General features: G+C 42.9%; 21 protein-coding genes and 2 pseudogenes. 16 read left to right on the forward strand and 7 right to left on the reverse strand.

Going from position 1 to position 26,799, the window contains the following annotated elements; genetic code table 11:
• Positions 1 to 128 precede the first annotated feature (128 nt).
• A complete protein-coding gene (locus ACE3JL_RS01665) occupies positions 129 to 1,025 on the reverse strand; it encodes an RluA family pseudouridine synthase (RefSeq protein ID WP_375328702.1) in 897 nt (298 codons plus the stop codon).
• A gap of 858 nt (positions 1,026 to 1,883) precedes the next feature.
• Here ACE3JL_RS01665 and ACE3JL_RS01670 point away from each other — a divergent pair.
• Positions 1,884 to 2,306 (forward strand): annotated as a pseudogene (locus tag ACE3JL_RS01670) (EamA family transporter); the annotation flags it as partial.
• A 21-nt stretch (positions 2,307 to 2,327) separates the two neighbouring features.
• Here ACE3JL_RS01670 and ACE3JL_RS01675 read toward each other — a convergent pair.
• Entirely contained in the window at positions 2,328 to 3,521 is a 1,194-nt protein-coding gene (locus ACE3JL_RS01675; RefSeq protein WP_149989937.1) for an IS4 family transposase, read from the reverse strand.
• 106 nt (positions 3,522 to 3,627) lie between these two features.
• On the opposite strand from ACE3JL_RS01675, the pseudogene ACE3JL_RS01680 reads away from it, so the two are divergent.
• The 4 genes and pseudogenes from ACE3JL_RS01680 to ACE3JL_RS01695 all read left to right on the forward strand — a co-directional run.
• Positions 3,628 to 3,855 (forward strand): annotated as a pseudogene (locus ACE3JL_RS01680) (EamA family transporter); the annotation flags it as partial.
• Positions 3,856 to 4,164: 309 nt separating this feature from the next.
• Positions 4,165 to 4,767 carry a type 4 pilin gene (locus ACE3JL_RS01685; RefSeq protein ID WP_375328703.1) on the forward strand — a complete coding sequence of 201 codons (603 nt, stop codon included), beginning with the start codon at positions 4,165 to 4,167 and terminating at the stop codon, positions 4,765 to 4,767.
• Complete coding sequence (locus tag ACE3JL_RS01690) at positions 4,745 to 5,377, forward strand: Tfp pilus assembly protein FimT/FimU (protein ID WP_375328704.1); 633 nt, start codon at positions 4,745 to 4,747, stop codon at positions 5,375 to 5,377. Before ACE3JL_RS01685 ends, ACE3JL_RS01690 begins: the two co-directional genes overlap by 23 nt.
• A gap of 163 nt (positions 5,378 to 5,540) precedes the next feature.
• Entirely contained in the window at positions 5,541 to 6,494 is a 954-nt protein-coding gene (locus tag ACE3JL_RS01695; protein ID WP_271990269.1) for a tetratricopeptide repeat protein, read from the forward strand.
• Positions 6,495 to 6,507: 13 nt separating this feature from the next.
• Here ACE3JL_RS01695 and ACE3JL_RS01700 read toward each other — a convergent pair whose 3' ends face one another.
• Positions 6,508 to 9,435: a DEAD/DEAH box helicase gene (locus tag ACE3JL_RS01700; protein WP_375328705.1), complete on the reverse strand. Its 2,928-nt coding sequence runs from the start codon at positions 9,433 to 9,435 to the stop codon at positions 6,508 to 6,510.
• A gap of 215 nt (positions 9,436 to 9,650) precedes the next feature.
• On the opposite strand from ACE3JL_RS01700, the gene ACE3JL_RS01705 reads away from it, so the two are divergent.
• The 3 genes from ACE3JL_RS01705 (at position 9,651) to ACE3JL_RS01715 (ending at position 12,193) form a co-directional block, all read left to right on the forward strand.
• Complete coding sequence (locus ACE3JL_RS01705) at positions 9,651 to 10,583, forward strand: diguanylate cyclase (RefSeq protein WP_375328706.1); 933 nt, start codon at positions 9,651 to 9,653, stop codon at positions 10,581 to 10,583.
• Positions 10,580 to 11,362, forward strand: a complete 783-nt coding sequence (locus ACE3JL_RS01710) for a transporter substrate-binding domain-containing protein (protein ID WP_271990275.1) — start codon at positions 10,580 to 10,582, stop codon at positions 11,360 to 11,362. Before ACE3JL_RS01705 ends, ACE3JL_RS01710 begins: the two co-directional genes overlap by 4 nt.
• Before the next feature lie 294 nt (positions 11,363 to 11,656).
• Complete coding sequence (locus ACE3JL_RS01715; protein ID WP_193958301.1) at positions 11,657 to 12,193, forward strand: tetratricopeptide repeat protein; 537 nt, start codon at positions 11,657 to 11,659, stop codon at positions 12,191 to 12,193.
• 55 nt (positions 12,194 to 12,248) lie between these two features.
• Here the strand turns inward: ACE3JL_RS01715 and ACE3JL_RS01720 are convergent, their stop codons facing one another.
• Both ACE3JL_RS01720 and ACE3JL_RS01725 read right to left on the reverse strand, forming a co-directional pair.
• Positions 12,249 to 14,048, reverse strand: a complete 1,800-nt coding sequence (locus ACE3JL_RS01720) for an SLC13 family permease (protein WP_271990278.1) — start codon at positions 14,046 to 14,048, stop codon at positions 12,249 to 12,251.
• A gap of 4 nt (positions 14,049 to 14,052) precedes the next feature.
• Complete coding sequence (locus tag ACE3JL_RS01725; protein ID WP_375328707.1) at positions 14,053 to 16,833, reverse strand: cation-translocating P-type ATPase; 2,781 nt, start codon at positions 16,831 to 16,833, stop codon at positions 14,053 to 14,055.
• 280 nt (positions 16,834 to 17,113) lie between these two features.
• Between ACE3JL_RS01725 and pds the strand changes: the two genes are divergently transcribed.
• Positions 17,114 to 18,544: a 15-cis-phytoene desaturase gene (gene pds / locus ACE3JL_RS01730; RefSeq protein ID WP_271990282.1), complete on the forward strand. Its 1,431-nt coding sequence runs from the start codon at positions 17,114 to 17,116 to the stop codon at positions 18,542 to 18,544.
• A 105-nt stretch (positions 18,545 to 18,649) separates the two neighbouring features.
• Positions 18,650 to 19,582, forward strand: coding sequence for a 15-cis-phytoene synthase CrtB (gene crtB / locus ACE3JL_RS01735; protein ID WP_271990285.1), 933 nt, complete (start codon positions 18,650 to 18,652; stop codon positions 19,580 to 19,582).
• 120 nt (positions 19,583 to 19,702) lie between these two features.
• Here the strand turns inward: crtB and ACE3JL_RS01740 are convergent, their stop codons facing one another.
• Complete coding sequence (locus ACE3JL_RS01740) at positions 19,703 to 20,122, reverse strand: hypothetical protein (RefSeq protein WP_334311260.1); 420 nt, start codon at positions 20,120 to 20,122, stop codon at positions 19,703 to 19,705.
• Positions 20,123 to 20,491: 369 nt separating this feature from the next.
• On the opposite strand from ACE3JL_RS01740, the gene ACE3JL_RS01745 reads away from it, so the two are divergent.
• From ACE3JL_RS01745 to ACE3JL_RS01765, 5 genes are all read left to right on the forward strand, one after another.
• Positions 20,492 to 21,199 carry a phage tail tip lysozyme gene (locus ACE3JL_RS01745; RefSeq protein WP_375328708.1) on the forward strand — a complete coding sequence of 236 codons (708 nt, stop codon included), beginning with the start codon at positions 20,492 to 20,494 and terminating at the stop codon, positions 21,197 to 21,199.
• Between the two features lie 298 nt (positions 21,200 to 21,497).
• Positions 21,498 to 21,770, forward strand: a complete 273-nt coding sequence (locus tag ACE3JL_RS01750; protein ID WP_375328709.1) for a hypothetical protein — start codon at positions 21,498 to 21,500, stop codon at positions 21,768 to 21,770.
• Positions 21,771 to 21,838: 68 nt separating this feature from the next.
• Positions 21,839 to 22,630 (forward strand): N-acetylmuramoyl-L-alanine amidase, encoded by a 792-nt coding sequence (locus tag ACE3JL_RS01755; protein WP_375328710.1) that lies wholly within the window; start codon positions 21,839 to 21,841, stop codon positions 22,628 to 22,630.
• A 38-nt stretch (positions 22,631 to 22,668) separates the two neighbouring features.
• Positions 22,669 to 23,229 (forward strand): hypothetical protein, encoded by a 561-nt coding sequence (locus ACE3JL_RS01760; protein ID WP_271990297.1) that lies wholly within the window; start codon positions 22,669 to 22,671, stop codon positions 23,227 to 23,229.
• A 243-nt stretch (positions 23,230 to 23,472) separates the two neighbouring features.
• Positions 23,473 to 23,715, forward strand: coding sequence for a hypothetical protein (locus tag ACE3JL_RS01765; RefSeq protein ID WP_375328711.1), 243 nt, complete (start codon positions 23,473 to 23,475; stop codon positions 23,713 to 23,715).
• Between the two features lie 60 nt (positions 23,716 to 23,775).
• Here ACE3JL_RS01765 and ACE3JL_RS01770 read toward each other — a convergent pair whose 3' ends face one another.
• Positions 23,776 to 24,468 (reverse strand): pirin family protein, encoded by a 693-nt coding sequence (locus ACE3JL_RS01770; RefSeq protein WP_375328712.1) that lies wholly within the window; start codon positions 24,466 to 24,468, stop codon positions 23,776 to 23,778.
• A 263-nt stretch (positions 24,469 to 24,731) separates the two neighbouring features.
• Here ACE3JL_RS01770 and ACE3JL_RS01775 point away from each other — a divergent pair, with 263 nt between their 5' ends.
• A complete protein-coding gene (locus ACE3JL_RS01775) occupies positions 24,732 to 26,468 on the forward strand; it encodes an IS1634 family transposase (protein WP_375329570.1) in 1,737 nt (578 codons plus the stop codon).
• The last annotated feature ends 331 nt before the right edge of the window (positions 26,469 to 26,799 follow it).

The following is a 26,799-nucleotide window of genomic DNA, read 5'->3' on the forward strand; positions in this document are numbered from 1 at the left end:
CCTTGAATCAGTTATCAGTTCTCATTTTTCAGATGTGAGTTTTTAGCCTACTGATTACTGATTACTGTTCAGTGAAAAAAGCTTCCATCTCCCTGCTCCCCTGCAATCTGAACCAGTAATTTAGATAGTCAACAGCTTATATCTAATTCGGGTGGAGGCTGACAGGAAATAGGGATTGTTCTGCCTGTACTGGGATGATTAAAAACGATTTGATTGGCATGGAGATAATAACCACAATCTCCCGGTACTGCATCCGGTCGCGGTAATCCCCCCAGACCATACAAGGGATCACCGATTAAAGGATAGCCAAAAAAGGCCAGATGAATGCGAATTTGATGGGGTCTGCCCGTAAAAATTCGTACTTCTAATAGGGTACTATCGGGATGTTTTTTTAAGACTTGACCATCACTGCAGGCCGATAACCCATCTGCCTTCGCACCGTAAACGTAGCCTAAAATAGGATGGGCGATTTTCCCGATCGCTTGATTAATAGTGAAATTATCTGGTATGTCGCCCTGACCCACTAAAGCTCGATATATTTTGGTAATTTTACCCTCTCGCATCTGTTGACTTAATTCAGCTCTAGTGGGCTTTGATTTCGCCATTAAGACTATGCCAGAAGTGCCGCGACCAAGACGATGAATTGGATAGGGAGTGACCTCGGGATAATGCTGATGTACCAAATGGATAAGAGTATGCTCGAGAAATCCACCCCCCGCTAACACGGGTAATCCCGAAGGTTTCGCCACCACTAACACCTCGGCATCCTCGTAAAGTACCTGAAAAAAGAGCGGTACATCCGGTTCTGTCCAAGGCGGACGCTGATAGGTCAATTGCTGCCCGATTTCTAAGACTGTATCGGGGTAAGCGGGACGACCGTTGACGAGAATTGCTGCTGATAAAATGCGATCGAGCCATTCTTCTGGACTAGAATGGGGATATTTGCCCGTATAGTAGGCTAATAAGCTTAATCCTGCCTGATTTTTGCTAATTTTATCTCGATAAATCCAACCTTGATTGGCCATTGGGGAAGTGGGGAAGTGGGGAAGTGGGGGAATTTCAACTAAAACCCTAACACCCCAACACCCCAACACCCTATCACCCTATCTCCCTATCTCCCTATCTCCCGACTCCTGACTTTTCACCCAATCTTCGGCAAAGATAAGTAAAAATTATTAATTGACTCCAAAAACTTGAGGATATTTAAATTAACATTTCGCAATATTTACAAATTCTTAAGAATTAATTGAGAAAGATTTTTATTTAATAACGATGTTACAATGGTTACAGCGATTTTACTGAATTTCATAGTGGGTTGTTCTTGGCTTTTTTAGGCAGCAATGGTTGAAACCCTTGCCACACCTACAAGGTGATCCTAATTAAGACAGGTAAATCAGTCAATTTCAGCCACAACGATGATCTTTTTTTTGTGTAGTTTTGTTGCAAAAAAAAAGTTTTTTTGACAAAAAGCACAAAGTATGTAGGAGGAGTTGTCCCAGAGTGGTGGTTGGGGAAAGGGAAGTGGGGAAGTGAGAAGTCCAGGAATAAAACTGGGACGGAATAACGGCTCTTCTCGGTTCTGTGTGATAAGTTTAACTTACAGAGGATCGATCAATCTTTGTGTCCTTTGTGTCTTTGTGGTTCCTTCCACTCGCTCGCCGGAAAGAATGTATCTTAGAATACATTTTGCCCACCAAACCTAAGAGAGCCGAATAACTTATGCTGTAACAGTTCCCCTATCCATTGTGCGTCTTTGATGCCGGTTTTTCTTCCCGGTACGGCTTTGATTTGACGGACATTGACCAACATGATTTCTAGGTTGCCTTCAAGGTTCGGTTAAAATAACTGTTGGATAACAGATCATCGCGTAAGAGTAGCCTATTTTGCCTCCTTCTAACGCCAAAATTATTTTTATTCTAACTATCGGTGTGGTGTCGGTTTCTGCATCGGCAATTTTTATCCGGTTAGCGATCGAAGCGGTAGGTAATGCTACGATCGCATTTAGTTTATTTTTAGCGACTTCCCGTCTGATCTTGGCTTCTGTTGTCCTAATTCCGAACTGGTTGACCTTATCACGCCAAAAAGTCCCTATTCAAGCCTATTATTACGCAGTGGGGGCAGGATTTTGTTTAGCTCTCCATTTTGCTACTTGGATTACTTCTCTATCCTACACCTCGATCGCCGCTTCTACCACTTTAGTCACCACTAACCCCCTTTGGGTTTCTCTGTTGGGTTGGTGGTGGTTTCGAGAAAAACCGACAAAATTAACTTTTATCGGCATTTTTGTGGCTCTAACGGGGGGATTATTTCAAGGGGTGACAAGGCGACTAAAAGGCTTGCTGGATAAGGCGCATAGCCGTTAGACCCCTAGAAAAATCGGGGTGTTTTCCTGGCTTGAGGCGGATCAAAGAAAAGGCGAGTTCCGAGTACGCGTCCATCGACTCGATCCAGAAGCTCCCATAAGTACCTATCCAAAAATCGCTATGTCTTTCCGGACCGCGTTTCGCTTCTTTGGAGCGACAAATATAATCGCGAGTTCCCGATTTCTTGAGATTTTGACCACGGGTTGTATTCAAAGAGTAAGCGATAGCGATTAATAAAATTAAGGCGAGAAAGCGAGGCTCGCTCACTTTCGTTTTTTCAAGATTATATCCTCCCGTTTTACAATCTTTGAACATCGCTTCAATCCCGAATCGAGATTTATATAACTTGAGAGTTATCTCTAAAGATTCTAGGTTGGTCAATAAATACCAAGGCTCTTTAGACCCTTTAGTTCGATAACCTCTTTTCCAATAAGTTGCTAGGTTGAACCCCTCGATCTCATGGCTTTTCGTGTGGGTCACTCCCCGAAAGAAGTTTCGCTCGCCCCGGTTCGGTTCTAACTCGGAAAGGGCTTGATAGTTTTCTCCATCTTTCAATCGCGTGTAGGTACTTTTCTTTTGACGGAAGATAAAAGCTACACCTCTGTCGTCAAGCCACTTCCCTAATTGCGCTGACTGAAATTCACGGTCTCCCATTACGACGAGCGGATAGGGTTTCAACAACCCTAAGACTGGCTTGAGGAATTTTTTCTGTTCCCCGAGAGCGCTACTTCCTTTTTTATTCAGTAACACCCAATATACGGGCAAAGCTCTCCGACCACAAATCACACTGGCGACGAATAAATTTCTCCCCTTCCAATCGGTTCTATCTATGACGACTAATAATCTTCCCGCGTGTTTCAGTTTTTTGAGCCTTCTTCTTTGCTCTCGATTTTTATTTTTTCCGCTAAATTCTAGCTTGACGATCTGTTTGATCAAAGGAAACCACAAGAGTTTCACGTTTAGTTGCGGGAGCTTAAGAAATCTCTGCAAATTCCGTCTTCTACTTTCAAAGGTTATCGGTTGCGGGAAAAGAGCGGCCAGTTTCTCTAGTTGGACTATCCGATGACTTTGTAAGAGCAGGATTAGGAGCTGTAAGGTCAAATAGCTCGCCTCGCTAAGGTTCGCCTGTAAACAAGCCTGATAGAATGAAGGTAACATTTTAAAATTTTGAGTGGTTGTCCTAACCACTCTATTTCTTTAGGGGGTCGTTTGGCTAGACCCCCCGCTCTATCTAGCTTGTAGCCCCTCTGTCACCCCTTGAAATGTTTATGTGTTAATGATGGCGATTTTTCCGCAATTAATCGGTCATACTAGCTTTAACTGGGCTTTGCGATGGGTAGCACCGACAATAGTAACCATGGTAATTTTATTAGAGCCAATCGCCGCTGGTCTGTTAGGAGTGTTCATTTTTGGTGAAATACCCCCCCAAGAAGTCATTTATGGCGGATTAATTCTGTTAATCGGCGTAGGAATTGCTATTTTAGGCGGTTAAGCTGTTACTGGCTCTAATATTACTGGTTGAATGTGATCTCGATCGCCGATTGTAACTACAGACAAAGACTAGATTAGTGTACAATGCTAAATGCGTGAGATTTTAGACAATCTGACCCACTTGAAAAATAGGGTTTTTTGGGAATTAATTCCCTGACTAAAATTAGAAATATCCGATCATTTGCTTACTCTGTAGTTGAGAACTAAAAAAGCCAGTAGTTTTCAAGAAAAACTGGGGGAGGGTTGAAAAGTGAAATCAAGAGGAAAGGGAATATCATTAAAACTGCCGTCGTCCGAGTCAGGTTTTTCGATGTTAGAAGTGATAGTTGCCATTTTAACTATTACCGCTTTCTTAACAGGAACCCTACAGTTAATGGCATTCACTGCCTTATATAAAGTTCGGGCAACAAGACAAACTCAAGCTAACTTTTGGATTCAAGAAGACTTTGAGAATGTCAAAGCTTTAGCTTCAAGTTTAGATGTTAATGACAATGATAGTAGTGTCAATGCAAGTAATCATGATCCCGATCGTTTTAGTGAAATATATCCTAATGTTTGCTCAGATATAAATCAAGGTTATGCCATTGAATTAAGGAGGCGATTACCGAATGCTGAACCTCCTGACAGTCCGGAATTTGATCCAGATGATCCCAGTAAGGATTATGCTATTCCCGCTAGTGATTTACCTGTGGAAGAAGAAACATTAGTTGCAACACGAGAAATTGTCGGTAAAAACTATTCTCTCTATCGAACTTTTAATATTACTAACCAAGCGAATCATCCCCATCGTCTCCGTATTGATTATCGAGTCGAAGCAACAGATGAAACTCCTAAAGATTACCCCAACCAAGAAGATGTTATTGCTGAAAGTTCTGTCGAGGTGGTTCCTGATGCGTCGTTTGAATGTCCATAAAAATCAGGGTTTTACCCTGTTAGAAATTTTAGTAGCTTTGGCAATTACGGGAATTCTTGCCGCCTTAACCCTGCCTAATTTATTAGCTTGGTTAAATAGCAATAGAGTCCAAGAAGCCACCGATGCTATACAATCAGCCCTACAGGATGCCCAAAAACAAGCTATCCGTCGAGGGAGAAGTTGCACGATTAATTTTACTGAAGGGACTGGCACTGGTCCGACGGTTTACCGGCAAATAACCGCCAATGAAGCGGGTTGTTTAGTGGCGACTAATACCAATGCGGGTTCCTTAAATCTGCCGCAGGAAGTATTTATGGTGGTGAATAATTTTCCAGATTTTCCCCCTGATAGCGGTAGTCCGGGGGTGCAGTTTTCCTTTCGGGGTCATGTGCCGGGGTTAACCTTTGATCCGCGGGAAGACCAAGCGATAATCGTATTATATCCCGCTGCTAATGCCGCCGCCGCGCCCTATCCCAACCAAGAAAGAAAGTGTATAGTTATCGCTTCTTTGTTAGGAATAATTAAACAAGGCACTTATACTGGCGATCCTCTATCAGATCCGCTCGATGCCAATAATTGTGAAATCCGTCTCGATGGAACTGAACCCTAATTAGGGTTTGGGGCAAAAAGTTTTTCGTGGGGTGTGGGTTTTAGAGTGTAGGGTGTGGGAAGAGTAAATAAAAATAATCTCCTGTCTCGGAGTCTCTAAGTCTCCTGCATTTGACAGGCTGTCTGTTGATTGTTCAAGAAAGTTTCCTCAGAATTGGGAGTATATGCACAAAGATACTCCTATGTCAACAGTTTTGAAAAATTTTCTTCCTCGCTTCGGTGGATTGGTTATAGTTGCACTGCTCTGCTCGCTTGTGCTGGGGGGATTGCCTCGGCCGGGAAAAGCAGATCAATCAGTACATTTATCCTACTGGTTGCGATCAGGAATTGAACAACTAGAGGTGGGTAATTATCAGCAAGCTTTGCGGGATTTCAATCAGTCGCTGGAACAGGAAAATAACTTAGCCCTAGCCTACAATAATCGCTGTTTAACTGAGATTTATTTACAGGATTATCTGCACGCTTGGCAAGATTGCACGCGCTCTTTACAACAGCAATCTGATAATTATCTAGCCTATTTTCATCGGGGTTTAGCTTTTTATCGTTTGGGAGATTATTCACAGGCGCTGACCGATTATAACCAGACTATCCAGCTAAAACCCACCTATTATCAAGCTTACTATAATCGAGGTTTAGTTCAGGCGGCCATGAAAAATTATCCCCTTGCTCTAGCGGATTTTAATCAATCCTTGCGTCAAATTACTAACGGGCAACCGGACACTTTAGCCACTATTTATAATGATCGAGGTTTATCCTATTTAGCCCTCCATAATTTTACTTCAGCCAAAGCGGATTTTAATCAGGTTCTTCGGTTAAATAAAAATAACGCCTCAGCCTACTATAATCTAGCTTGTACCGCTCACCAATTAGGTGAATACGATCGATCAATAGCCCATTTAAATCGAGCGATTGCCATTGATCCTTTTTATGCCGATGCTTATATTAGAAGGGGATTACTGCGGCATCAATTGGGTTATTATCAATCAGCTTTAGCGGATTTAAATCAAGGAGCAAATCACCTCTATCAACAGGGATTGCAGCACAATTATCAGCAAATCCTCGCCCTAATCGAGCAGATTCACCAACAGTTACTTTCCCTACCATCCCCCATTGTTTAAAAGAGTGATCAATTTACAGAGGAAAGCGCTTCATGGCTGTGACGGCAAGACGGGCATTATCTTTAAGGACTTGAGAAACCCGGGGAATTTGGGGAATTTGCCAGAGAACATCGACGGTGCGTCGTAATAATCGCACTAGATCTCCCTCATCGAGACTGGTATTTTCGCACAATTCCGGCCAGGATGTCCCTTGGGCCCAACGGGAGGCAATTCCCATCAGTTGGGTTTCTAACCAAACGGGAATAGTGATATCGTAGCGAGATTGAGCTTGATAGAGTAAACGGCGAACTTCTCGCAAACCGGGGGAATTTCCCTCTCCTTGTCGCAAAATATCGATAACTTCTGGCACAGGTGGGTAATTGCACCAAGTATCGGGGCGAGGGGGTTCCGTAATTATAGCGCTGATGGCGGCGGCTAGTTGGCTAGGAGTCAATCTCTCCAAATCTCCAGACATCATCGCTAATCCTAACCAGAGTTCATTTTCCCCGCGAATAGTGGCCGCCGCTTCTCCGAGGGGAGTGGGCAAATAACCCTCTAATGCTTGGAATTCCCGCAAAATCTCGATTAGATTCAGAAATTCTTCCCAGTAGTAGGATTTACGCGATTGTTGTTTTTGGTATTTAATCTGGGTCTTGTGTAACTTATCGCGAGCAATTTCTCGATCGTAGTATAGTTTCATCAATCGCCCCGGATTTTTGCGTTTTTGCAGGGGATGAGCGGCAATTTGACTATTGACAATTTCAATTTTTTGTGCTTGTGTTGCCAGTTCCGCCACTGGTGGGATGCCCTGCACTTGTTGGGGGATTAAATCAGCGATCGCCTGAGTATTTTCCTCACCCTTGCGCCAACCCCCTAGGGAAACAGCTTCTAGGGAAGGGGGTATCAGTTCGCCTAATTCCGCAGGAGTGAGAAAACCTCGATCGATCTCGCTAATATCGGCATAGGCGGCTAAATACCAGCGATTATCACTGCCTAAACAAACAAGAGTTCGCACTTGACCAGCGCCGTGCAGGGTATTGACGAAGATAGCGGGGACGGGGACGGGAACCTTAATATGTTTGCCCTTGAGATGGAGGATAGTTCCGACGGGAATATTCGGCAATTTTAGATGTATTTCCTGTCTTTTCTGTGCTTCTGACTGACTAGCGAGGATTTTATACAGTCTTTCTTCTTCCCGCAGTCTTTCCCGGAGCTTTTCGTAACTGAAGACCTGTTCCCGTTCGATACCGGCTAATTCCATATCCAACTTAGCTAATTCGGTGGTTAAGACGGTAATTTGTTGTCGTTCAGGGCTTAACTTCAAACGAGCGAGATATTCGGCGAAACTACGCTCTAAGAGGTTTTTTACCTCCTCTAGACTGTGTTTTTGCAAGAGATTTAAGACCATACCGTAACTGGGCGCAAAACAGCTTTGCAGGGGTTCCGGTTGAGCGATGGCCAGAAAAGCCGCTTCTTTTGCCCCTTCAAAGGGCGTTTGTACTGTCACCACATGGCCCACCGCGTCCATTCCCCGGCGACCGGCCCGGCCAGCAATCTGGACAAATTCCGAGGGAGTCAGCATACTATGGCCATCATCGGTGCGTTTGGAGAGGGCCGAGATAACGGTGGTGCGAGCGGGCATATTAATCCCGGCCGAGAGGGTAGCGGTGGCAAAAACCACCTTAATTAAACCGGCTTCAAAGAGTTGTTCGACTAATTCTTTCCAGAGGGGTAAAATACCGGCATGGTGAACACCACAGCCCCGGGTGAGGGGTTCCACTTGGTCGGCGCGCACCAATTGGGAAGCACTGGCCAGGAATTCAAACAGTTGGTTTTTCGTCTCGGAATCGGCAGTTAAGAGGCTGAGGAGTTGATCTTCAGACTGGGGGTTATTAGCGAAAAAAGCCAGTAATTTCTGGTGTAGAGGCGGATTTTCGACGGCAAAGAAGGAAAGGGCGAGTTCTTGCAGATTGGGATTATCTTCCAGAAAGAAAATGAGTAAACGGTAGTAAATAGCTCTAGCTTCTTCTGGATTAACGAGATTGAGGTTTTTTAGCTCTCGAATCGCCTGATCGCAACCTTTGCGGCTGAAAATGACGTAAATAGCTGGGAGCATATCCTTGTCCCGCAGAGTGGTGACAATCGAGGCGATGGTGGGACAATCTTCTCGCTTTAAGCGTCGGGAGCTGCTCCGAGGGACTTTAGGACGCAGTTTCGGGTTAACTTTGCTCTGTTTTGGGTCGAGCAGCGGGAATAATCCCTCTTTATTGACGAAATAAAAACGTAGGGGGACGGGGCGAAAATCGGAGTTAATTAGCTCGCAGCTGGAGGTCTGCTTATTATCGCCGGGTTGGGGCTGTTGCCGCACCCAGTTAATCCAGTCGGTAAGTTCCCCGGGGTTGCCAATGGTGGCGGAGAGGGCGACTAATTGGATACTAGGGGGACAGTAGATAATTGATTCTTCCCAAACGGTGCCACGACCTCGATCGCTGATATAGTGACATTCATCGAGAACTAGGGTTTCCACGTTTTCTAGGGAAGTGCCTACCTCACCGATCGGGGTTTGATAGAGCATATTGCGAAAAATTTCTGTAGTCATGACTACAATTAATGCGGAGGGATTGATCACCACATCGCCGGTAATCAATCCCACTTCGGCAAACAGCAGCGGGGAATCCTCATCGCCATCGGTGGGGGTGCGACCGAATTTTTCTTGAAAATCCCGGAATTTTTGGTTAGAAAGAGCTTTCAGGGGAGTGGTGTAGAAAACTCGTTTGCCCCTTTCTAGGGCGCGATAGATGGCGTATTCTCCGATTAAGGTTTTGCCGGAACCGGTGGGAGCGCAGACCACCACTGATTTACCGGCAGCAAGGGCAGCGATCGCCGATTGCTGGAAGTCGTCGAGTTTAAAGGGAAAAATGGTTTTGAGATCCAAAGAAGTAGGGTTGAGGGACTCTTTCACGTCAAGTCTAAGAGGAGAAATTTTTTAAATTGCGGCTATTCTGGCTGGCTTTTTTTATTCTAGTCGAAAAAAGCGTACTTCTAGAAACTAGGGATAAGCTTAACCTTTGGGGGCGATGCCCAATCCCATCATACTTCATCTGTATAAGAAATGCTGTATCACTAATAATTGTATCTCTATTTTGTCCTTAACTTGATTAATTATACCTACTGATCATGATTAAATTTCGTCCTGAAGACTCTCTAGTTTTAGTAGTTGATGATGTCGGTAAAAATCTCCAATTGGCTGTGAATATTCTTGATTCTGCTGGTTATGCCACTACTTATGCTAATGGTGTTAAACAGGCAATAGAACGAGTAAAAACTGCTAATCCTGACCTAATTCTTCTTGACTTAATGATGCCAGACATGGAAGGAATAGAACTTTGTCGAAGACTCAAAAGTGATAATTTATACGCTCATATACCGATTATTTTTGTCACAGATAGTAAGAAAAAAGAAGATATTGTCAATGCTTTTAATTCTGGGGCTGTGGACTATATAAATAAACCCTTTTATAGTTGGGAACTGTTAGCCAGAGTTAAAATTCATTTAGAACTGAAAAAAACGCAAGAAGAACTAAAAAATATCAATTCTCAGCTAGAAAAGCTAGTCATCACCGATAGCCTAACTGGGGTGAATAATCGTCGAGAGATTCTCGCCTTGGGCGAGAAAGAATTGCAACGATGTCGCCGTTATCATCGTTATTTTTCGGTTTTAGTCATCGATATCGACCATTTTAAACATATTAACGATACCTTTGGGCATATACTAGGAGACAAAACTTTAATTACTGTCGCTGGGGCAATTAAAAACTGTCTGCGTCAAGTGGATAGTTTTGGGCGCTTTGGTGGCGAGGAATTTGTCGCTATTCTCCCAGAAACTAATCTCGAAGATGCTGCTACCACAGCCCAGCGCATTTGTCAAGTAATTAACCAGTTAAATATTGAAATTGATCGACAAAAAGTGCGAGTTACTGCTAGTATTGGTGTGGCAACATTTAGCCCTGAAGATAATAATCTAGAAGCGGTGATCGAGCGGGCTGATCATGCCATGTTTGCCGCTAAAAATCAAGGTAGGAATCGAGTTAGTTTAGGTAAAACAGTATGAAAAATTTGTTATTGATTCTTGGTTTTTTGCTCTTGGGTGTAGCCCCAAGTTTTAGCGCCGATCTCGATACAATTATACGCCGGGGAAAATTAATTGTCGCTGTCAAAAATAATCTCCCTCCCCTCGCTTTCCTTGATTCTCAGGGTAATCTGCAAGGATTGGAAATCGACATCGCTAAACGTCTAGCGTCAGAAATTCTCGGTTCTGACAGTGCTATTATTCTCAAACCCGTTAGTAATCAAGAACGTTTACAGGTGGTTATTGATGATCGGGTGGATTTTGCGATCGCTCGTGTGGCGATTACTCCCGCACGTCAGCGCTTAGTGGATTTTAGCCCCTTTTATTACCTCGATAGCAGCGGTTTTGTGACGAAAAACCCGCAATTACAGCGTTTAGAAGACTTAGCTAACTCTAGAATCGCCGTACTCAACGGCTCGACGACAATCGCTCTTGTGCGTTCCAATTTACCTAACGCTATCCTGCGCGGGGTTGCTTCCTATCAAGAAGCTTTAAATTTACTGGAAACTGGGGAAATAGACGCTTTTGCGGCTGATAATAGCCTTTTAACTGGTTGGGTGCAGCAATTCCCCAATTATCGTCAATTACCGATCCAGTTGGGGGCGATCGCTCTAGGAGTCGTTCTCCCTAAAGGTTTACAGTACCAAAGTCTCCGAGAACGCGTCAATCAAGCGATCGATCGGCTAGAATCCACTGGATGGTTAGCAGAACGGGTGAACTATTGGGGTTTACCCCTGAGAATTCGGGAAATGGGAAGATAGGGAGATAGGGTGTGGAAATTATGAATTATGAATTATGAATTATGAATTATGAAGTGGGGTGTAGGGTGTGGAAATTATGAATTATGAATTATGAAGTGGGGTGTGGGATGTGGGAAGTGGGGAGTGGGGAGAAGGGAGTTTTTTGCTGTGAGCAATGAACAGTGAACAGTGAACGGAAAACTCACATCTGATAACTGATAACTGATCACTGATAACTGATCACTGATAACTGACTAAATCCTGCTATAATCTGAGGGAATAAGTATAAAAATATTGATTGCTCGATCGCTAATTATGGAAGATACCCTGCCGCTTATTTACGTTTCTGGATTGCTAATTTTCGTGATTGGTTTAGGAATTTTTGTCATCGTGCAAATCTTTAAAACCCGTCGAGTGGAAGGAACCTTTAACAAGCTACAAAAGAAATTGCAAAAAGAAAAAGGTACAGCTAAAGAATACTATGAATTAGGGAGCCTTTATCTGGATAAAAAACTCTATGTTCAAGCCTTGAGTTTACTACAAAAGGCTTTAAAAATCTCTGAAGAAGAAGGCATCGAACCAGAAAATCAAGCCCTAATCTACAATGCGATCGGTTTTTCCTATTTTGCCCAAGAACAATTAGAATTAGCGATTCGTAACTACAAAGAGGCAATTAAACTTTATCCTCAATACTCGATCGCTCTTAATAATCTTGGCAATGTTTACGAAAAGAAACAAATGGCTAAAAAAGCTCTCGAAACCTACGAAGAAACTCTCAAATTTGATCCTAATAATACCGTGGCGAAAAAGCGCACCGAATCCCTGCGTAAACGCTTTGCTGAATCGAAATAGTTTTGACTACTGATCAAATTCTTTTTAGAGATCGAAGATTCTTCGATCTCTTTCTTTATTTCAAGCCATAAAACAAGACAATTAAACTAGGGGTTAAAATCGTCAAAATTAAATTTAGGGGCGCACCCAAACGGGTAAAATCGAGGAATTTATAGCCACCGGGGGCATAAACCATAGTGTTAGTTTGATAGCCAATTGGTGTTAGATAACTATTAGAAGCAGCAAAGGTGACAGCATACATAAAAGCCAAAGGATTTAAACCCAAAGTTTTCGCCACTTCCACAGCGACGGGAATCATTAAAACGACGGCAGCATTATTAGATAGGATTTCAGTTAAAACTGAGGTAATTAGATAGAAGAAAACTAATATCCAAAACCCCGAAAGATGGCCGCCGATAGCTACTAAATTATCTGCTAACCATTTAGTAGTTCCCGAGTTATCCATGGCAGTACCTAGGGGAATTAAACCCGCTAATAAAAAGATAATATCCCAACGAATGGAACCATAGACTTCCCCCGGTTTTAGACAGCCAGTAATTACCATTAAAACCACACCGACTAAACTGGTAACGAGAATCGGTTGAATATCAAAAGCGGCAATAATAATCACTAACAAAGTAATCATTAAAGCAATAATGCCTTTATCCTGTCGCAATGATTCGATCTCTTTCTCTTCTAAGACTAATAATTCTCTTGTAGTTTGTAAACCAATAAAACTCTGTTTTGGTCCCTGAACTAAAAGCAAATCGCCAAACTTTAAAGGAATTTTCCCTAATCTTCCTTGCAGTAATTCCGAACCACGGCGAATCGCTAAAACCGTTGCGTTATAACGCTGACGAAATTTTAAATCTTTTAAAGTTGTCCCAATTAAACGGGAATTAGAGAGAATCAAAACCTCGGCTAATTTTTCCTCACCTGTGGTAATTGCCGATTCAATATCTCCTTTCTGAAATTTGAGATCGGCAAAAATTTCTAATCCCCGTTCATCCTTAATTTTTAATAGTTCTTCCCGACTACTGTGAACGATTAAAATATCGCCAGCATTGAGAACTTTATCGGCTAAAGGCTGGGGTAAATGTACCTTATTTCTGATTAGTTCCAACACATCAAAATCAAACTTTCTTTGTAGTCCACTTTCCGATAAAGTTTGACCGATAAGATTAGAACGAGGGCTAATAATTACCTCACTTAGATATACTTTAGAACCATAATCATCGTCTAAAAATTCCCCCGTGGAAGATTTGCGATCGGGTAATAATTTTGGGGCAAAAATTGCTAAATAAATCAAACCTGCTAAAAAAGTTACTACTCCCAAAGCAGTGAATTGAAATAAACTAAATTGCCCATAACCCAGCTTGGCAGAAATACCACTAGCGAGAATGTTTGTAGAAGTTCCCACCACGGTAATCATCCCCGCTAAAACCGTGGCGTAGGAAAGGGGAATCAATAACTTAGAAGGAGAAATTTTTTGTTTTTTACACCAATCCTCGACGATGGGTAAAAAGATCGCCACCACTGCCGTGTTATTAATAAAAGCACTAATTGGCCCCACTAATGCCCCTAGGACAAATACCTGCTGGTGGGGATTTTTGCCACCCCAAACCAGCAAGCGATCGCGAACTACTTGAATCACTCCCGTGCGGGTAATTCCGGCACTAAGCACAAACATCGCCATCACTGTCACCGTGGCAGAATTACTAAATCCAGCGATGCCTTCTTCGGGAGTAACTAAACCCAAAAGAATGAGGACAATTGCCACGCATAAAGCGGTTAAATCTACCGGTAGCCATTCCGCCACAAAAGCGACTAAAGCAACGACTAAAACCGTTAAAGTCAGAATAATTGGTGTTGGCATTGATTTATTTTTTCGTCATGAACCAGCGAATAAACAACTTCTCTAACTCAATCCAAACAAACATTAAGGCACTAAATCCAAAACAGATTAATAATTCCGTGCCACTAATCCATTGAGTACCGAAGAAGTTTTGTAGAGGAGGAGCATAAATTAACAACAATTGTAGGATCGTTGTCAAGCCCACGGCGGCAATAATGTAAGGATTAGAGAAGGGATTCATTTGCAAAGCTAACTGGGTATGGGAACGCACCGCTAAAGCATGACCCATTTGCGCTAAACAGAGGGTAGTAAATACCATGGTTTTCCAACGTCCAGGATCTCCGATTTCGGGAGTTGCTTGAGTATATCGGTAAGCCCAGTACATCATAATAATGGTGAGAATGGCAAAGACGATACCGATGCGAATCATATACCAACCCAACCCGCGAGCGAAAATGCTTTCCCGGGGGCTAAAAGGTGGACGTTTCATCACATTAGGTTCGGCGGGTTCCATTGCCAAAGCCAGAGCCGGTAAACCGTCAGTAACAAGGTTCATCCAGAGGATTTGCAAGGGAGAAAGGGGTACACCGCCTAAACCGAGCAGCGGAGCCGCTGCAATGGTTAAAACCTCGCCAATATTACTGCCGAGAATGTATTTAATAAAGCGTCGAATGTTGCTGTAAACCACGCGCCCTTCTTCGGTGGCAGCGACGATGGTGGCAAAATTATCATCCAGCAAAATCATATCACTGGCTTCTTTGCTGACATCGGTTCCCGTAATCCCCATGGCGATACCGATATCCGCTTGTTTTAGTGCCGGAGCATCATTGACTCCATCCCCCGTCATGGCAACAAATTTGCCCCGTTTTTGCAAAGCTTGGACGATTCTCAGCTTATGTTCGGGAGAAACGCGAGCATAGACGCTCACACTATCTACCTCTCCCTCTAGGTCATTCTGAGACATTTTTTCTAATTCTTTACCCGTGATTACTCGCTCCCCGGCAGCAGCAATACCTAATTCACTGGCGATCGCCTTGGCGGTTAATTGGTGATCTCCGGTAATCATAATCGGACGAATTCCCGCTTGACGACAGAGGGCAACCGCTTCTTTAACTTCTTTGCGGGGTGCATCGAGCATTCCCACCAATCCCAACCAAACCAGGGATTGTTCCTCACTATCTTCTCTTTCCGCTTCTGGCACTTCTGTGATCGGTTTATAGGAAAAACCTAAGACTCGTAGGCCATTGCCCGCCATTTCGTCATTTTGTGCCAAAATACGGCTTCTTTGTTCATCTGTTAGGGGTTGACTTTCCGCCCCAACTTGGATCAGAGAACAACGTTCGAGAATTAATTCCGGTGAGCCTTTGGTAAACATTAAATAGGTAGAATCACCCAAACCTAACTGAGCATTCTCACAGATTACTGACATTCTCTTTCTTTCGGAAGAAAAGGGAAATTCGCCTAAACGAGGGCTTTTTGGTGCCAATGCTTCCCGATATAGTCCTCCTTTACCCGCTAACGTCAGTAAAGCTCCCTCGGTGGGATCGCCTAAAATTAACCATTCTTGCTCTTTATTTTGCAAAAGTGCGTCATTACACAGCACACAAGCCGTTAAAATTGCCTGTAGTTCGGGATCACTCTCACTAGCACCACTAAACTCACCGATGGGTGCGTAACCTTCCCCAGTGACAGTAATGACATGGTGGGAAGTATTGACTTTCTGCACCACCATTTTATTTTGAGTTAAAGTTCCGGTTTTATCGGAGCAAATCGTCGTTACCGAGCCTAAAGTTTCCACTGCCGGCAATTTACGGATTAAAGCTTGTCTTCTCACCATTCTTTGGGTTCCAATTGCCAAAGTTACTGTCACCACTGCTGGTAAACCTTCGGGGACAACGGCCACAGCCATACTAAGGGAGGTTTCTAGTAATGACTCAAAAAACTGCCAACCGAAGCGAATTACGCCTCCAAGCACGACTACAGCCACTAAAGCTAGGGAACCACTCACTAAAACGTTACCTAACTGCGACATTCGCTGCTGTAGAGGTGTGGGTTCACTTTCTACTCCTTGTAACATGGCGGCGATTTTACCGATTTCCGTATCCATTCCCGTCTTGGTAATCGCCACTTTCCCTCGTCCCTGTACTACTTCTGTACCCTGATAGACGAGGTTAATGCGATCGCCTAAAGAGGCATCTTCCGGTAAAACCCTCTGTGCTTGTTTATTCACCGATTCCGCTTCCCCCGTGAGGGCAGCTTCGCGTATTTGCAGGTTTTGTGCTTCTAATAATCTGCCATCGGCGGCAATTTGTACCCCCGCTTCCAGTAACATGATATCCCCAGGGACAAGTTCCTTGGCCGTCACTTCAAAGGTGCTACTATTACGAATAACCCGGACTTTCGGCGAGGATAACTGCTTAAGGGCTGCTAAAGCCTTTTCTGCCCGACTTTCCTGTAAATATCCTAAAATACCGTTTAAAATAACAATTGTAAAAATAGCGATCGCATCTTTGGGAAATTCCGCTTTTTTCAGGTCCAAAACTGCTGAAACCACCGCCACGGCAATTAGCATCACTAACATAATGTTAGTAAACTGTTCCCAGAGAATCATTAACGGGCTACGTCCCCCCGTTTCTTTTAGTTCATTTAACCCGAAAATATCTTTTCTTTTAACAATTTCCGCCTCGTTTAAGCCAGTTTCCCCATTGGTTCTCAGGATTTCTAGGGTTTGTTCGCCAGTTAAATTATGCCAAGCACGATTATTCTCTATCTCCGAGACTTGGGGGGACGTAGTGGGAAAAGTCATAGCGATCGATTGAAGAGGGTGTATGCGTGAACTAAAAAGGTAAGCGAGTTAAGCTAATTACATATCACAATATCAGTTATCAGTGACCAGTTATCAGTTATCAGTGACCAGTAATCAGTTATCAGTGACCAGTAAGCAGTTATCAAGGAAGTGCGGTGTGGGGAGAACAAGGCTGCCACCTGCCGACCGCCTTCTCGATAAGCTGAAAAAAATGTAACGAAATGTGAAGTATAATAGCGAATGTGATAAAGACAAGACATTAGAGAGTAGATAAGAAACGATGCGAGTTGCGATCGCTGGTGCGGGACTAGCCGGATTATCTTGTGCGAAATACCTTGTCGATGCGGGACATACGCCCATCGTACTGGAACGTCGCGATGTATTAGGGGGAAAAATTGCCGCTTGGAAAGATGCCGATGGGGACTGGTACGAAACCGGTTTACATATTTTCTTTGGCGCTTATCCCAATATGCTGCAATTATTCAAAGAATTGGGCATAGAAGATCGTTTACAGTGGAAAGAACACTCAATGATCTTCAATCAGCCGGAAAAACCGGGGACTTATTCGCGGTTTGACTTCCCGGATATTCCCGCCCCAATTAACGGTATTGTTGCCATTCTCCGCAACAATGATATGTTAACTTGGGAGGAAAAAATTAAATTTGGACTCGGTTTACTCCCTGCCATTGTTAAAGGCCAAAGTTACGTCGAGGAGATGGATAAATATTCTTGGTCGGAATGGTTAGAGAAACAAAACATCCCTCCTAGGGTAGAAAAAGAAGTGTTTATCGCTATGTCGAAAGCCCTAAACTTTATCGATCCTAACGAGATTTCCGCCACGATTCTACTAACAGCACTCAACCGCTTTTTACAGGAGAAAAACGGCTCAAAAATGGCCTTTCTCGACGGTTCACCCACGGAAAGACTTTGCCAACCTTTAGTCGATTACATCACCGCTAGAGGTGGCGAAGTGTGCTTAAATGCCCCTTTAAAAGAGATTCTCTTAAATGAAGATGGCACAGTTAAAGCCTTCTTAATGCGCGGTTTAGACGGGGCGAAAGATTATCTTTTTGAAGCTGATCTTTATGTGTCTGCAATGCCTGTAGATCCGTTAAAAGTTTTACTGCCTAAACTTTGGCAAGAAGATAAATTCTTTCAAAAATTAGAAGGATTAGAAGGGGTTCCCGTTATTAATTTACACCTCTGGTTTGATCGCAAACTAACCGACATCGATCATTTATTATTCTCCCGTTCGCCTTTACTCAGTGTTTATGCTGACATGAGCAACACCTGTAAAGAATACGCTAACCCCGATCGCTCGATGTTAGAATTAGTTCTCGCTCCTGCTCAGGATTGGATTAGCAAATCCGATGAAGAAATTATCGCCGCCACGATGAAAGAACTAGAAAAACTCTTTCCCCAACATTTTACTGGCGATAATCCCAGTCAATTGTTAAAATATCATCTGGTGAAAACTCCCCGATCGGTTTATAAAGCCACCCCTGGCCGACAAGCTTATCGACCTTCTCAGAAAACTCCGATCGAGAATTTTTATCTCGCCGGTGACTATACCATGCAAAAATATTTAGGAAGCATGGAAGGAGCGGTTTTATCGGGGAAATTAGCGGCAGCAGTGATCAGCAAAGATCACCCCGCAGCACCGCTAAACCCGAATAAAACCCAATCCACACCAGTGTCCAGCGCTCGTTAATTCTCTGGCTAGGGACTAATGACGAAAATGGCCTTGAGTGAGACAATGCTATATCATTAGCCACAGTTCGCCGTTAATCTAAGTCAATCATTCCGCCCCAGCAGAATGCTCCAATTGCCAAAACCGACCCACCCCACCAAACCCCTCGTCTCCCTTGCGGAGTCCTACGAACTCTGTCGCCGGATTACAGAGAAGTATTCCAAAACGTTTTATCTCGGTACTCTCCTGATGCCGAAAGCAAAACGTCGAGCGATCTGGGCAATTTATGTCTGGTGTCGTCGTACCGATGAACTGGTCGATGGACCCCAAGCCCGGTTAACCACCTCTGAAACCCTCGATTTATGGGAAAAACAGCTAGAAACTGTCTTTTCTGGGGTTGCCCTTGAGGATGCCGATGTCGCTCTCGTGGATACTCTAGAAAAGTTCCCCATGGATATCCAACCCTTTCGGGACATGATCGCCGGGCAACAGATGGATCTTTATCGCAGTCGTTATCAAACCTTTGATGAACTAAAACTGTACTGCTATCGGGTGGCGGGAACGGTGGGGTTAATGTCCAGCGCGGTGTTAGGATTGGAGCATGGCGATCGCTCAGCCCCTTGGCGACGCAATCAAAGCGTTTATATTCCCCAAGAAGAAGCGATCGATCTCGGTATTGCCAATCAATTAACCAATATTTTGCGGGATGTGGGGGAAGATGTCCATCGTGGCCGGATTTATCTGCCTTTAGAGGATTTAGAGCGTTTTGACTACAGCGAAGACGATTTACTCAAAGGGGTTAATGATGATCGTTGGAAGGCGTTAATGCGCTTCCAAATTGAGCGGGCCCGTTACTACTACGATTCCGCCGAAAGGGGGATTCGCGCCCTTAATCCCGATTCCCGTTGGCCGGTTTGGGCGGCTTTACTGCTTTATCAAGGCATTTTAGACGTAATTGAAGCAAATAATTACGACGTCTTCGCCCGTCGTGCCTTCGTGCCTTTACCCAGGAAAATGCTCTATTTGCCCGTGGCTTGGTTGCGATCGCAAGCCTTATGAAAATGCGACGGGTTTTGCCGCTTGGCGACTCCACCTGTCAAATCTTACTTAGGTTTGGCTTTTTCAGAGCGATTTAGGAGTCACCAACCAGAAAAGTCCGGTTTCCGTGCAGGGAACATCTTAATCGGTTTCGTAAACCACAAGACCATCTTGCCGATCCAAAACCAGGGCTTCTCCTAGACAGACGTAGGATATAAACGGGCCAAGATAGCGGACAACAGGCTCATCGCTACAGGCCAGCAACACCCGATCGTTAAAATACTCGCATCCCACATCCTCGACGCTTTCATAGTAGCGGATACTGAGATCATCGATCGCTTTCCCCGGAAAACGTTCTCGGACAGCTGACCGGAGAAATTCTGGCATCGGTCGATCAGGCGATGATAATGTGGCAGATTTCATGGCTTTTCCCCCTAAAACTAAAGGAAGCGGGAAACTCTGACAAATGCCTATCCTCTCGGAACTATTGGCTTCCGCTCCCCACCTGGCCAATTTTTTACTAGGGATGGGATCTGGCTCAGGGAGTCCCCTTGCATTCATTGTAACAAATTTCCCCAGAAGAGTTCGGGGCGATACGGTGAGAACAGTTTTTCTTGATTTTTCGTTACAAAGATTGACAAATTTATCCTTTTATTTTGGCGATAATAATAATGGCGTTGCTTAACCGAGGTATAAATACTATAGCAGTTCTCACACATGTGTGGCACAACTAAACCTTTGCTGAGTAAGCTTTTCAACATCGATAATGTACCTCTTGCAAACAGGAAACGCTATAATTTGGCACATATCCACAAGTTAGCTTAGTCCGAGGTTTTAAAAATTGCCTAGAGGACAATTCATAGTTAAAATCGGCAACACCTCCTCCCAATACTGATTTTCAATAATCTTTTCTTAAAGAGTTTATTTCTCATGACACATCAACATATCCTTCTCAAACTCAATGATGGAATTTTCGATACTAAACCAGAAGTCGTTAACGAAGTCAAACGCCTGCAACAAACCCTAAAAGATTGGGGAACTTTAGCGGCGAACGAATCAATAGATGGAAAGTTCGGACTTAAAACTGACGAAGCCGTTAAGCGTTTTCAAGAGAAACACTCTCTCACACAGGATGGTGTAGTGGGTCGAAATACCTGGGCGGCACTCTTGAAAGTTCCACTATCAGAAATAGATATTATCCCTCGCCCCAGTGGTGGCCCAGGTCAGGGGAATTCACCATTTTCAGGAAATAAAGGGATAATTCACAATGAGCTGATAAGTCATGGATTTTCTGCCGTACAATGTGCAGCAATTCTGGGTTGTGTACAGCAAGAATCTTCATTTAATCCCCATGCAAAAGAACAAGGACCTCCGCGTCAGGGGTTAGGATTATTTCAATGGAGTTTTGACCGAAAAAAAGGAATGCCTCCAATCACGAATAATGTTGCTACTGACATTCGCAATCAAGTCAATTATTTCATTCACGAATTAGAGACCACAGAAAAAAAAGCTGGAAACACTTTACGTTCTGCCACAACCCTACCGCAAGCAATGCAAGGAATGAAAGAATATGAACGATTCGGAATTGCGGGAAATCGCGAAAAGTTTGCACAACAAATCTTAAAGGAACTCACATAGTCATCAGTAAGCGATGATCTGTTTTTGAAATTTTCTAGATTTGATTTGCTGATAAAACTCTAGGAGAGGGAGATAATGACATTGTAGTTTACGAGGAAATTAACTCTAGTTTTAACAAGGTTATTATCATCTTCTCCTGATAAGCGAAAAGTCAGAATATTACTATGATATGAAATCAACATTCCCTTTAACGGCAATTCTCATTTTTTTGAGTGTTCCGACCTTTTCCCTCAAATCACAAGCTGCTCCTCCACCTACTAAAGTAGGACAGTGTAGCAACACTTTTGTTTCTAAGGTAATGACTAGATTACAAGATGCAGTTACCAAGAAACCGATCTTGGGATCGGGAACATCAATTGAATTTACTAACGGAATCTATCTGGTTTCTTATGACACGGTTCCTGAAGCCGAATCTTCTAAGCCTAGAGATCCCGTAAAATTGTGTTTAATTTCAATTCCCCAAAACTGCCCTCCCGGTGACAATCGAGGAAAAGTTTATACCGTAACTAACCTCAGAACCAAAAAAACATTCACGCTTCCAGATTCTCAGCATAGTTGTGGAGGAGCATAAACAGGTTTATTTTTCAATCCTCTAAACTATTCTAATTTTAACTTACTCTAACTAAGGAGAACAAAAAAATGCCTTTTACTGCCAAAGTGATTACAACTAATGAATGGGGATCAAGACCAGCCGGTCCCTTTGATAAAACAGTGCCTAAATTTATCGTGATTCACCATACCGATAATCAGAATCCCCCTAACGATTCCTCAAAGGGAACAATAGATGGAGCTAAACAATTAGCTCGTGATATTCAAAAATTTCACATGGATAATAGAGGCTGGAGTGATTCTGGACATAATTTTCTGAATACAACTGGAGGAATTCTTCTAGAAGGAAGACATGGAACTCTTGATGCAGTCAAACAAGGAATGTGCGTTCAATCTGCCCATGCTCGCCAAGACGGAAACCGACTTGCTGGCGGTAATAAGTGTCCTGGAATTGAAAATGAAGGCAACTTCATGACTTTTCACATGGGACAAAAACAGTGGGATAGTCTAGTAGAATTATGCGTTTCTTTATGTAGCTCTTGCAACATTAGCCCCAAGAATATTCGAGGACATCGAGAGTTTAGTAATACTGATTGTCCGGGGGATTGGTTATTTAGTCAATTACCTCGTTTACAACAGGAAGTTGCTAATAAATTAGGTAGCACAGTTGAAGAAGATGAACCCTTACTTAAACTAGGTTCAATTGGTCAAGATGTTATTGAACTTCAACAAAAACTAACAGATAAAAGCTTTTCTCCGGGCGCAATAGATGGAGATTTTGGAGAAAATACCAAGCAAGCTGTTATTGCTTTTCAACGTTCTGTTGGACTAACTGCTGATGGTATTGTTGGACCTCGTACTCGCAAAGCTTTAGGTTTATAGGCTTAATTTGATGTGTAATTAATTCTATCGAGGTACTTATGACTAGAAAATTTATCGCCTGTAAACAACAAGTCTTCAATCGTGGAGTACCCCCTGATTCGTTTCTGAATGAATTGATCGATTGGGCCAAGCAAGCTCCAGATGAGATCTTCACGCCGAATGATAAACACGACATTTACTCCAACGTCAAACCAGAACTCGGACCTTGGCAAGGTGTCCTACACCGCAAGGCAGTCATGCTGGAGGTACTGAGGGTGCTTGGCGGCTTCGAGAGTTCATGGAACTGGAACGAAGGAAGGGACACGACGAATCCTGACTCCAACACCCCCTGCTCGGAAGAAGCTGGAATTTTTCAATGCTCAGGCGATTCGATGGATTTTGACCCTAGCTTGAAAAAGTTGCTCAAAGATACTTCTGGCAAGACGGATTGCGAAACGTTTATCAAAGTCTCGAAAAGCAACCACAAATTCGCTATCGAGTATTGCGCCAGACTTCTGCGGTTTACCGTCAACCATCACGGACCTGTAAAACGAAAGGAAATTAATCCTTGGTTGAAACGCAATGCGGTGGTGGAGTTTCAGGGTTTTCTATCTGATTGAATTTCTGTAAGGGGGTACTAACCCCCCTCAATTTCAAGCTGACGACAAGGAGACTACTCCATGAAAAATCGGCGTTGCTGAATCAAGGTATGAATGCCAACTGTGCAGGTTCCCGTACAAAAGTTAGTTTGGCTCTAGGTTTTAAAAATACTAGAAAAGAAGATTCATATCTCAAATCAGCAACTCCAGAAGTGGTTTAGTAGTGCCGAATTCTCGTTCCCAATCATTTAGGAGGTAGGAAAGATGACAATTTATGTCACCCGCGAGGGAGATAAACTGGTGGCCGATTCCCCACTGGAATTGGTAGAAAAATTACAACAATGTCAGGGTAAAATGACGGAAACAAGACAGGAATTCATGACTCGGATGGCTGCACAGATGGTAGCCAGCCAAGGCGTTACTATTCCTATCACCGATGCGGAGAATTTTATCGCCGAGTTAATCCACAACGATTTTCTGAGTGTGGTGGACAGTATTGATGGCTGAAAGTCGGCCGGGGAATTGGCGGCAAAACTTCGCTCCTAGGGTTCCTAACATTCAACACCACTACCCTAGGTCAAAAAGCAAAATTTCCGAGTCTTCTAGAGATTGAATAGCCAAATAAGTTTCCTCGCTAATTGCCGCTCCATCCCCCGCTAGTAAATGCACACCATTTAGGGTTATTTGCCCTCTAGCCACCTGTAACCAGCCATAACGACTGGGAGCTAAGGAATGGCTGAGGGACTGGCTTGGGGGCAAAATTCCTGCGTAGAGATTAACGTCTTGATGGACTTTAACCGCATTACCGGCGCCGGTGGGAGAGGCGATTAGTTGTAAGGTATGGGGAGAAAATGCGATCACTTTTTGTTCATAACTGGGTTCTAGATTTTTTTGGTCGGGAATAATCCAAATTTGCAGAAGATGCAGAGTATTAGTGGCAGAATGATTAAATTCACTGTGTTTTATCCCTGTTCCTGCGCTCATCCGTTGAATTTCACCGTGTCGAATCACGGAACCCGTGCCTAGACTGTCTTGGTGTTCTAGTTCTCCCGCCAAAACATAGGTTAAAATCTCCATATCGTGGTGTCCGTGGGTGTGAAATCCTTTTCCCCCAATCACTTTATCCTCGTTAATAACTCTGAGACTTCTAAAATTAATCTGTTGCGGATCATAATATTGGGCAAAAGAAAAAGTATGATAGGTATCCAACCAACCATAGTTAGCGTGGCCTCTTTCCTCAGCTTTGCGTATAGTAATCATCAGTTTTCCTCTTTTTTATTTCTATATTCCTAGTCTATAAAATATTGCCAAAAATGATAAGTAGGCACTTAAAAGTCAGATAGTTAGGGAGCATCTCACCTTTGCAATAACTGAACTTCCCCCATACATATATACTATACCATAATAGCCGAAAATCCTTATCCATCAATGGATGCACCCCCTTAACCCTTCTCAATATACCCATGTAATTTGTAATATTTCTTAATGGACAAGAATTCTCTCTATTTGCTAAAATGATAGCCATGTATATAGAAAAAGTTCCTAACCGTAATTCTCCCCCCGCTGTTCTTCTTCGAGAGTCCTACCGAGAAGGAGATCAAGTCAAAAAAAGAACCCTGGCCAATCTCTCAAAATTACCCGATGATATTATCGACAATCTAAAACTGGCTCTTAAAGGAGCAACACTGTCCATGAATGAAGGCATTCCCAATCATTTTGAAGTGATTAGAAGTCTTCCTCATGGTCATGTGATGGCTATTTTAGAGACGATTAAAAAATTAGGTTTAGATAAAATAATCAGTGAAAAATCCTCACGAATCAGAAACTTAGTGGTGGCAATGATTGTGGCAAGAATCATCAATCCTAAATCGAAATTAGCCACAGCGAGAGGGTTTAATAGCGAAACTTGCAGTCAGAGTTTAGGACAATTGTTAGACTTAGAGAAAGCCGATGAAGACGAATTATATAACGCCTTAGATTGGTTATTAGAAAAACAAGAGAAAATTGAGAAGCACCTAGCACTTAAACACTTAGAATCAGGAACATTAGTCTTGTATGATGTCACTTCTAGTTACCTAGAAGGAGATGGTTGTGAACTGGGAAAATATGGTTATAACCGAGATAAAAAGAAAGGGAGAACTCAGATAGTTTTTGGTTTGTTGTGTTCAGCTAAGGGTTGTCCGATAGCGGTAGAAGTATTTGAAGGAAACACTTCAGATGGTGCTACTTTAGGCGGACAAATTGAGAAAGTCAGAAAGGGTTGGGGGATTGAGAATGTGGTCTGGATAAGCGATAGAGGAATTTTAACCAACTCGAAAATCAAGGAATTAGTAAAACCCATAGAAGGATTAGACTATATTACTGGTTTAACTAAGCCTCAAATTCGGAAACTGGCTGAGGTAGAAGTGATTCAATTAGGATTATTTGAGCAGGTAAACTTGGTGGAATTTGAGAGTGAAGATTATCCCGACGAAAGATTAATTGCTTGTCGGAATCCTTTAATCGCCCAGAAAAATCAACTACAAAGAGAGGCATTATTAGAGGCGGTAGAGAAGGAACTAGATTTGATTGTTCAGGCGACTCAAAGGGAGAAAAGAGCTTTAAAGGGTCAAGATAAGATAGCTTTGAGAGTCGGTAAGGTTCTTAATCAGTTTAAGGTCAATAAATACTATAACTTAGAGATAACAGAAGAAGGCTTTTCTTATCAGCGTCAGCTGGAATTAATCGCTCAAGAAACGGCTTTGGATGGTGTGTATGTGTTAGGAATTTCTCTGGAGTCAACCTTGATGGATGCAGCGACGACGGTTAAAGCTTATAAAAGTTTGTCTCAAGTGGAGGAGGCATTTCGCTGTTATAAGTCAATTGATTTAAAGGTACGTCCTATCTATCATTATAAGGGTGATAGAGTCAAGGCTCATATCTTTTTATGTATGTTGGCTTATTATGTGGAATGGCATTTAAAACAGTGCTTGGCTCCTTTGTTATTTGAGGATGAAGAAATTGATGATGGTTCTCTGAATGTGATTAAAGCGAGTCGCAGTGAATCCGCTCAGTCTAAAGAGAGAAAAAAACGGAATCAAGAGAACTTTCCTGTGCATAGTTTTCGGACTTTGTTGGAAGACTTGGGGACGATTTGCTTGAATACAGTGGAATGTACGATTAGGGAGGGAAGTTATCGTTTTTCTAAGATAACTCGACCGACCCAACTGCAACAAAAAGCGTTAGATTTATTGGAAGTTTCCCTGATTTGTAGCCAGTAACGGGGCGCTGGAAATTTTCTTAATCCTTTCTACAGCACAGGTTATGGCTTTTTGTCAACGGGGAAGTCCAGTTATCAGCAATTCTCATTTTGAAATAAATAGAGCATTAACCCCGATTTTGGCAGGGAAAATATAGTACGAAGCAACTATTTTCTAGAAGAGGCGAACAATAAAAAAAACAATTGGCTAGACAAATTAAGTATAAATACTCAAGCAATCAAAGAGGTTGGCTGAGAACGAACAGGGTTAAATCAGGAAGATAGTTCTGTTTTTAGAATAGAGAATTCAAGGGAAATAAAAATTTATAATTATTGTCAGCTAAGGTAAAATG

The sequence above is a fragment of the Microcystis sp. BLCC-F210 genome (assembly GCF_042134685.1).
Classification (GTDB): Bacteria; Cyanobacteriota; Cyanobacteriia; order Cyanobacteriales; family Microcystaceae; genus Microcystis; species Microcystis aeruginosa_D.

What these genes read in the sequence shown, in the direction of transcription:
- ACE3JL_RS01665 (WP_375328702.1), bottom strand. Translation starts at nt 1,025, where the DNA reads ATGGCCAATCAAGGTTGGATTTATCGAGATAAAATTAGCAAAAATCAG.
- ACE3JL_RS01675 (WP_149989937.1), bottom strand. Translation starts at nt 3,521, where the DNA reads ATGTTACCTTCATTCTATCAGGCTTGTTTACAGGCGAACCTTAGCGAG.
- ACE3JL_RS01685 (WP_375328703.1), top strand. Translation starts at nt 4,165, where the DNA reads ATGTTAGAAGTGATAGTTGCCATTTTAACTATTACCGCTTTCTTAACA.
- ACE3JL_RS01690 (WP_375328704.1), top strand. Translation starts at nt 4,745, where the DNA reads ATGCGTCGTTTGAATGTCCATAAAAATCAGGGTTTTACCCTGTTAGAA.
- ACE3JL_RS01695 (WP_271990269.1), top strand. Translation starts at nt 5,541, where the DNA reads ATGCACAAAGATACTCCTATGTCAACAGTTTTGAAAAATTTTCTTCCT.
- ACE3JL_RS01705 (WP_375328706.1), top strand. Translation starts at nt 9,651, where the DNA reads ATGATTAAATTTCGTCCTGAAGACTCTCTAGTTTTAGTAGTTGATGAT.
- ACE3JL_RS01710 (WP_271990275.1), top strand. Translation starts at nt 10,580, where the DNA reads ATGAAAAATTTGTTATTGATTCTTGGTTTTTTGCTCTTGGGTGTAGCC.
- ACE3JL_RS01715 (WP_193958301.1), top strand. Translation starts at nt 11,657, where the DNA reads ATGGAAGATACCCTGCCGCTTATTTACGTTTCTGGATTGCTAATTTTC.
- ACE3JL_RS01720 (WP_271990278.1), bottom strand. Translation starts at nt 14,048, where the DNA reads ATGCCAACACCAATTATTCTGACTTTAACGGTTTTAGTCGTTGCTTTA.
- ACE3JL_RS01725 (WP_375328707.1), bottom strand. Translation starts at nt 16,833, where the DNA reads ATGACTTTTCCCACTACGTCCCCCCAAGTCTCGGAGATAGAGAATAAT.
- pds (WP_271990282.1), top strand. Translation starts at nt 17,114, where the DNA reads ATGCGAGTTGCGATCGCTGGTGCGGGACTAGCCGGATTATCTTGTGCG.
- crtB (WP_271990285.1), top strand. Translation starts at nt 18,650, where the DNA reads ATGCTCCAATTGCCAAAACCGACCCACCCCACCAAACCCCTCGTCTCC.
- ACE3JL_RS01740 (WP_334311260.1), bottom strand. Translation starts at nt 20,122, where the DNA reads ATGAATGCAAGGGGACTCCCTGAGCCAGATCCCATCCCTAGTAAAAAA.
- ACE3JL_RS01745 (WP_375328708.1), top strand. Translation starts at nt 20,492, where the DNA reads ATGACACATCAACATATCCTTCTCAAACTCAATGATGGAATTTTCGAT.
- ACE3JL_RS01750 (WP_375328709.1), top strand. Translation starts at nt 21,498, where the DNA reads ATGACTAGATTACAAGATGCAGTTACCAAGAAACCGATCTTGGGATCG.
- ACE3JL_RS01755 (WP_375328710.1), top strand. Translation starts at nt 21,839, where the DNA reads ATGCCTTTTACTGCCAAAGTGATTACAACTAATGAATGGGGATCAAGA.
- ACE3JL_RS01760 (WP_271990297.1), top strand. Translation starts at nt 22,669, where the DNA reads ATGACTAGAAAATTTATCGCCTGTAAACAACAAGTCTTCAATCGTGGA.
- ACE3JL_RS01765 (WP_375328711.1), top strand. Translation starts at nt 23,473, where the DNA reads ATGACAATTTATGTCACCCGCGAGGGAGATAAACTGGTGGCCGATTCC.
- ACE3JL_RS01770 (WP_375328712.1), bottom strand. Translation starts at nt 24,468, where the DNA reads ATGATTACTATACGCAAAGCTGAGGAAAGAGGCCACGCTAACTATGGT.
- ACE3JL_RS01775 (WP_375329570.1), top strand. Translation starts at nt 24,732, where the DNA reads ATGTATATAGAAAAAGTTCCTAACCGTAATTCTCCCCCCGCTGTTCTT.